General features: G+C 67.8%; 6 protein-coding genes. 3 read left to right on the top strand and 3 right to left on the bottom strand.

All coding sequences use genetic code 11. The features are described from left to right. The 3 genes from KZA10_RS06965 to KZA10_RS06955 form a co-directional block, all read left to right on the top strand. A partial coding sequence (locus KZA10_RS06965; RefSeq protein WP_218682497.1) for a hypothetical protein occupies positions 1 to 340 on the top strand: 340 nt, incomplete at its 5' end. A gap of 129 nt (positions 341 to 469) precedes the next feature. After that, a complete protein-coding gene (gene clpX, locus KZA10_RS06960) occupies positions 470 to 1,738 on the top strand; it encodes an ATP-dependent Clp protease ATP-binding subunit ClpX (protein ID WP_017830302.1) in 1,269 nt (422 codons plus the stop codon). Between the two features lie 119 nt (positions 1,739 to 1,857). Further along, positions 1,858 to 2,271 (top strand): NUDIX hydrolase, encoded by a 414-nt coding sequence (locus KZA10_RS06955; protein ID WP_308289608.1) that lies wholly within the window; start codon positions 1,858 to 1,860, stop codon positions 2,269 to 2,271. 71 nt (positions 2,272 to 2,342) lie between these two features. Here the strand turns inward: KZA10_RS06955 and KZA10_RS06950 are convergent, their stop codons facing one another. From KZA10_RS06950 to KZA10_RS06940, 3 genes are all read right to left on the bottom strand, one after another. Then, positions 2,343 to 2,840 carry a GyrI-like domain-containing protein gene (locus tag KZA10_RS06950; RefSeq protein ID WP_141386152.1) on the bottom strand — a complete coding sequence of 166 codons (498 nt, stop codon included), beginning with the start codon at positions 2,838 to 2,840 and terminating at the stop codon, positions 2,343 to 2,345. A gap of 19 nt (positions 2,841 to 2,859) precedes the next feature. Next, positions 2,860 to 4,911, bottom strand: a complete 2,052-nt coding sequence (locus KZA10_RS06945; RefSeq protein WP_218682496.1) for a M3 family metallopeptidase — start codon at positions 4,909 to 4,911, stop codon at positions 2,860 to 2,862. A gap of 33 nt (positions 4,912 to 4,944) precedes the next feature. Beyond that, positions 4,945 to 5,635: LysR substrate-binding domain-containing protein (locus tag KZA10_RS06940; protein WP_218682495.1), on the bottom strand; the 691-nt coding region annotated here is incomplete at its 5' end.

Here is a 5,635-nt window from a genome sequence, read left to right as displayed (position 1 = left end):
GCCGTACGATCCAGATCACGCCATGGCGCAGAACGATCGATATCGGGATCGCATGGAGCTCTCTGACGAGGCTGCGGCAGCAGCGGTGCAGCCGGTGGCCGACCTGCGTGTGCGTCTGGAAGCACTGCGGACGGAAGGCGAGATCTCGATCCGGGCCGTCGAGCAGGCGTTGCAGGAGATCGGCCTCCCGGGCGCCGTGGTCCGCGGTGACGAGGCTGCCGTGGAGTTCGGAGCCGGCGCGCCGGAGGGCGGGTGCGTGTTCGGCGAGGTGCGTCAGGATGCGGTCCGCGTCGAGGCGGGCGGATACATCATGGACGGAGGGTGCCTGCCCGCGCAGTGAGTCCGGATCCGACTCGCCGCAGACCAGAGCTCGCCGGTATGCGCAAAGCACTACGCGCCAATGCGGCCCGGTGTCGTATGCAGCGGTTAGGCTCGAAGGACGATCTCTGATCCCCCTAGGAGGACGCGCATGGCACGCATCGGTGAAAGCGCTGACCTGTTCAAATGCTCTTTCTGCGGAAAGAGTCAGAAGCAGGTCCAGCAGCTCATCGCGGGCCCCGGCGTGTACATCTGCGACGAGTGCGTCGAACTGTGCAACGAGATCATCGAAGAGCGCATGGCCGAGTCGTCAGCCGATGGGGTCGCCGAGTTCGAGCTTCCCAAGCCGCGTGAGATCTTCGCGTTCCTCGAGGAGTACGTCGTCGGCCAGGAGCCTGCGAAGCGTGCCCTCGCCGTCGCCGTCTACAACCACTACAAGCGCGTGCGTGCGCACGGCACCCTGCAGACCGCCGAGCAGAAGGCGGAAGAGGTCGAGATCGCCAAGAGCAACATCCTGCTCATCGGCCCGACCGGATGCGGCAAGACCTACCTCGCACAGACGCTCGCGAAGCGCCTCAACGTCCCGTTCGCCGTGGCCGATGCCACCGCGCTGACCGAGGCCGGCTACGTCGGCGAAGACGTCGAGAACATCCTCCTCAAGCTCATCCAGGCTGCGGACTACGACGTCAAGCGCGCGGAGCAGGGCATCATCTACATCGACGAGGTAGACAAGATCGCCCGCAAGGCCGAGAACCCGTCGATCACCCGCGACGTCTCGGGGGAGGGCGTGCAGCAGGCTCTCCTGAAGATCATCGAGGGCACGGTCGCCTCGGTTCCGCCGCAGGGCGGCCGCAAGCACCCGCATCAGGAGTTCCTGCAGATCGACACCTCGAACGTGCTGTTCATCGTCGCCGGAGCCTTCGCAGGCCTGGAAGACATCGTGTCGGCGCGTGTCGGCAAGCACGGCATCGGCTTCGGCGCCCCGCTGCATGACAAGGGCAAAGACCTCGATCTCTTCAGCGAGGTGCTCCCCGAAGACCTGCACAAGTTCGGACTCATCCCCGAGTTCATCGGGCGTCTTCCGGTCGTCACCTCGGTGTCGCCTCTCGACCAGTCCGCGCTCATCGACATCCTCACCGGCCCGCGCAACGCTCTGGTGAAGCAGTACCAGCGCATGTTCGAGATCGACGGCGTGCAGCTCGAGTTCGAAGAGGATGCACTGCGATCGATCGCCGACCTCGCTGTCGAGCGCAAGACCGGTGCCCGCGGACTCCGCGCGATCCTGGAAGACGTGCTGGGACCGATCATGTTCGAGATCCCGTCGGCGGAAGACGTCGCGAAGGTCATCGTCACGCGCGCGGCCGTCGACGAAGGCGCACCGCCCACCATCGTGATGGAGCGCAAGCGCAAGAGCGCGTGAGCGCTGAGCCGGCCGCCTGGACGACGATCGCCCGCAGGACGGTCGTCGAAGACTAGTGGATCCGTCTCCGTGCGGACGACTGCGAAGACACCAGCGGCCGGTCGATAGCGCCGTACTACGTGCTGGAGTACGGCGACTGGATCTCGGTACTGGCCCTCGACGGGAACGACGACGCGATCGTCGTCGAGGAGTACCGTCACGGCGCCGCCATCGTGGCCATCGGCACGATCGGCGGGGGAGTGGAGCCCGGGGAGTCGCCGGAAGACGCGGCCGCCCGGGAACTCCTCGAGGAAACGGGCTTCGAGTCCGACGACCTCATCGGGCTCGGTGCGACGTGGGCCAACTTCGGCAACCACACCAACCGCGTGCACCACTTCCTCGCGCGAGGATGCCGGCGCGTCGCGGAGCAGTCGCTCGACGACGGCGAGTCGATCGCCGTGCACGTGCTGTCGCTCGACGGGCTCGGTGACCGCCTCTCGCAGAGCTACCACCAGCTCACCTGGTACAAGGCGATGGACTGGCTCGGACGATGACCGGTGCCGCGGCGTGGGGCGGGGATCGCCACTCCGCACCGCCGCAGTAGGCGGCGCTGCCTGGTCCCGGGTCAGGCGGTCTGCATGAGCAGATCGGTGCGCAGCTCCGCCGGCGCGGTGCTCGGGTCGGAGACGTAGACCTCGATCCAGACGCCTCCGGGACGGAGGCCTTCTGCCGCTGCGCGCTCGACCAGCCCTGCCCACGCGGCGCCGAGCTCTTCGTAGGAACCCAATAGGGTCGTCGCGACCGCTGGGCCTTCGGGCAGGGTCGAGGCGACGATGACACTCCCGCTGGCGGTCGGGATGGGATGATCGGGCGGCGACTGCACGGGGTAACCGATCTCGAGGTCGAACACGCCCATCGGATCACCGTGGTAGATCGCCAGCGCAGGGCCGGTCGGGATCAACACGTCGCCCGCGAACGTCAGTGCGATCGCCGAGTAGCTCGCGTCGAACGCGGCCGGGAGGTCGGCGATGCGGATGCCTTTGTGTCGGATGACGGCGAGGGGGACGGCGTCGAGGTCGAGCCGGTCGGCAGGACCGAAGGGGGCGTCGGGGAATGCACTCATGCGCTCAGGGTCTCACGACTCACGAGCCCAGTCCACGGCGCTTCAGGAGGGGTTCGATGTCGGCATCGCGGCCGCGGAAGTCGCGGTAGGCCTCGAGCGGATCCTTCGAGCCGCCCACTCCGAGCAGGCGCTGGCGGAATCGGTCGCCGTTGCCTCGCGTCAGACCGCCGCTCTCACGGAACCACTCGACCGTGTCGGCGTCGAGCACTTCGCTCCAGATGTACGAGTAGTAGCCGGCACTGTAGCCGCCGGAGAACACATGGGCGAAGTAGGTGGATGAGTATCGGGTCGGGACGGCCGGATCGTCGAGTCCGATGTCGGTCAGCGCTGCAGCCTCGAAAGCGGCGACGTCGTCGACGTGTGCGTCTGTGCCCAGCCGATGCCATGCCTGATCCAGCCATGCCGCCGCCAGATACTCGCTGGTGGCATGCCCCTGGTCGAACGTCTCGGTCGCTTGCAGGCGCTCCACGATCGCGGAGTCGAGCGGTGCACCGGTCTCGTGGTGCCGGGCGTAGTTGTCGAGCACCTCGGGCCACAGGATCCACATCTCGTTCACCTGGCTCGGGAACTCGACGAAGTCGCGGAACACGTTCGTCCCGGCGAAGTGCGGGTAGGTCACGGTCGCGAAGAGTCCGTGCAGCGCATGCCCGAACTCATGGAACAGCGTGGTCACCTCGTCGAGGGTAAGCAGCGTCGGCTCGCCGTCTCCGGGGAGGGGCACGTTCAGGTTGTTGACGACGACGGGTGCCGTGCCGCGCAGTCGGGACTGGTTCACGATGGCGTTCATCCAGGCGCCGCCGCGCTTCGAGTCGCGGGTGTACAGATCGAGCACGTAGAGACCGACTGCGGTTCCGTCGGCGTCGCGCACCTCGAAGACTCGTGCGCCGGGGTGGTACGCGGCGAGGTCTTCGCGCTCGGAGAAGGTCACCCCGTAGAGCCGGTTCGCCGCGAAGAAGACACCGTCCTGGAGGACGCGCTCTGCCTCGAACCAGGGGCGCAGCGCACTGGAGTCGATGTCGTACCTGGCTGTGCGCACGCGTTCCGTGTAGAAGGCCCAGTCGTGTGCCTCGACCGGGAAGGGCGACGCCTCGGTCTCGTCGACGATCGCCCGGAGTGCGGCACGCTCGGCGCGGGCGTTGCGCGCGGACGGGGCGGCGAGGCGGCGGAGCATCTTCTCCACGGCATCCGGCGTCCCCGCGGTCTCATCGGCGGTGACATAGGCCGCGTGCGAGTCGTAGCCGAGCAGCTTCGCGCGTTCGGCGCGCAACCGCACGATCTCCCGCAGGACCGGTCGGTTGTCGTTGGCGTTGTCCCGAGAGGCCCGCATGAGCGAGGCCGCCATGATGCGCCGCCTCGACTCCCGCACGCGCAGCTGAGCCAGTGCGGGATGCCCGCTGAACAGCGGCAGCGTGATGAGGTACTTGCCGTCGAGCCCCCGATCCGCCGCCGCGCGCGCGGCAGCGGACAGCTCGCCCGCGCTCAGCCCGTCGAGTTCATCGGCGGCATCGAACACCACGGCGAGGGCGTTGGTGTCGTTCAGCAGGTTGCGCTCGAAGGTGTTGGTGAGCGTCGACAGCTTCTGGTTCAGCGCCGTCAGCTGTGCCTTGTCCTCGTCGTCGAGACTCGCACCCGCGTGCATCATCTCGCGGTGATGGCGCTCCACGAGGTAGCGCTGCTCGGGGTCGAGGTCCAGGGCATCGCGCTGCTCGTACACCCGCTGCACCCGCCAGTAGAGCTGACCGTCGAGCGTGATCGCGTCCTGGTGTGCGGCCATGAGCGGTGCGAGCTGCTCATCGATCTCCTGGATCTCGGGCGTCGCATCGGCCGAGCTCACCGTGTAGAAGGTGTGCGCGACGCGGTCGAGCAGTTCGCCTGATCTCTCCAGCGCCTCGATCGTGTTCTCGAACGTCGGCATCGAGCGCACCATCGTGATGCGGGCGATCTCGCGAAGCTGCTCCTGGAAACCCGCCTGGAACGCGGGGAGATAGTGCTCGGGCCGGATCGCGCCGTAGTCGGGGAGCCCGTAGGGGAGCGTCGACGGCTGCATCAGCGGATTCGTGGCGTCGGTCATGCCCACGAGCCTATCCACCGTGACCCGGCGTGCTCAGGATCCGTCCTCGCTCAGGCGCGTCATCACCCCGCGGAGGGCTTCGACGACCACGCGGACCGATCGGCGACGCAGAGTCTCGGGACGGGCGAGCAGGTCGATCATCCGATGAGTGCTCACCCCCTCGAGCGGGATGCGCACGATGTCGCGGTCGTCGACGCTGCGTGACGTGAATCGGGGCAGCATCCCGATCACCCCGCCCGCGGCCACGACCGCGGACACCGCGCCGTAGTCGTTGATGCGGTGCTGGATGTCGACGGGGTGACGAGCAACCGCCGACACGGCACGGAGCACGTCATCGGGGGAGTATCCGATGCGACTGGTGACCCACCTCTCGCCCGCGACGTCGGCCGGTGTGAGGTTCGCGCGATCGGCGAGGCGATGGGCCGGCGAGACGGCGACGTCGAGCGGCTCGCGGATCAGCGTGAGGCTGCGCACGCCCTGATCGGGCCAGGGCTCGGAATGCTCCATGCGGTGCGCGAGCACGAGGTCGTAGCGTGCGGTGAGCGCGGGGAACTCGCTCTGGGCGACGTCCTCGTCGGTGAGCTGCACCGTCGGCGCGTTCTCGGAAGACGACAGCTCCCTCACCAAGGGGCCGAACAGGGCCTGTCCGACACTGTGGAATCCGCTGACGCTCACGACCCCCGGTGGCGGCACCTTCGAAGTCGGCGCGGCACGCCCTCGACGA

Source organism: Microbacterium sp. BF1 (genome assembly GCF_019279095.1).
Lineage (GTDB): Bacteria > Actinomycetota > Actinomycetes > Actinomycetales > Microbacteriaceae > Microbacterium > Microbacterium maritypicum.
The sequence above is the reverse complement of the archived record's forward strand: the minus strand, read 5'-3'. Positions and strand labels throughout refer to the sequence as shown.

Bases quoted from the DNA above. Each gene is read 5' to 3' on its own strand.
- clpX (WP_017830302.1), top strand. From the start codon at position 470: ATGGCACGCATCGGTGAAAGCGCTGACCTGTTCAAATGCTCTTTCTGC.
- KZA10_RS06950 (WP_141386152.1), bottom strand. From the start codon at position 2,840: ATGAGTGCATTCCCCGACGCCCCCTTCGGTCCTGCCGACCGGCTCGAC.
- KZA10_RS06945 (WP_218682496.1), bottom strand. From the start codon at position 4,911: ATGACCGACGCCACGAATCCGCTGATGCAGCCGTCGACGCTCCCCTAC.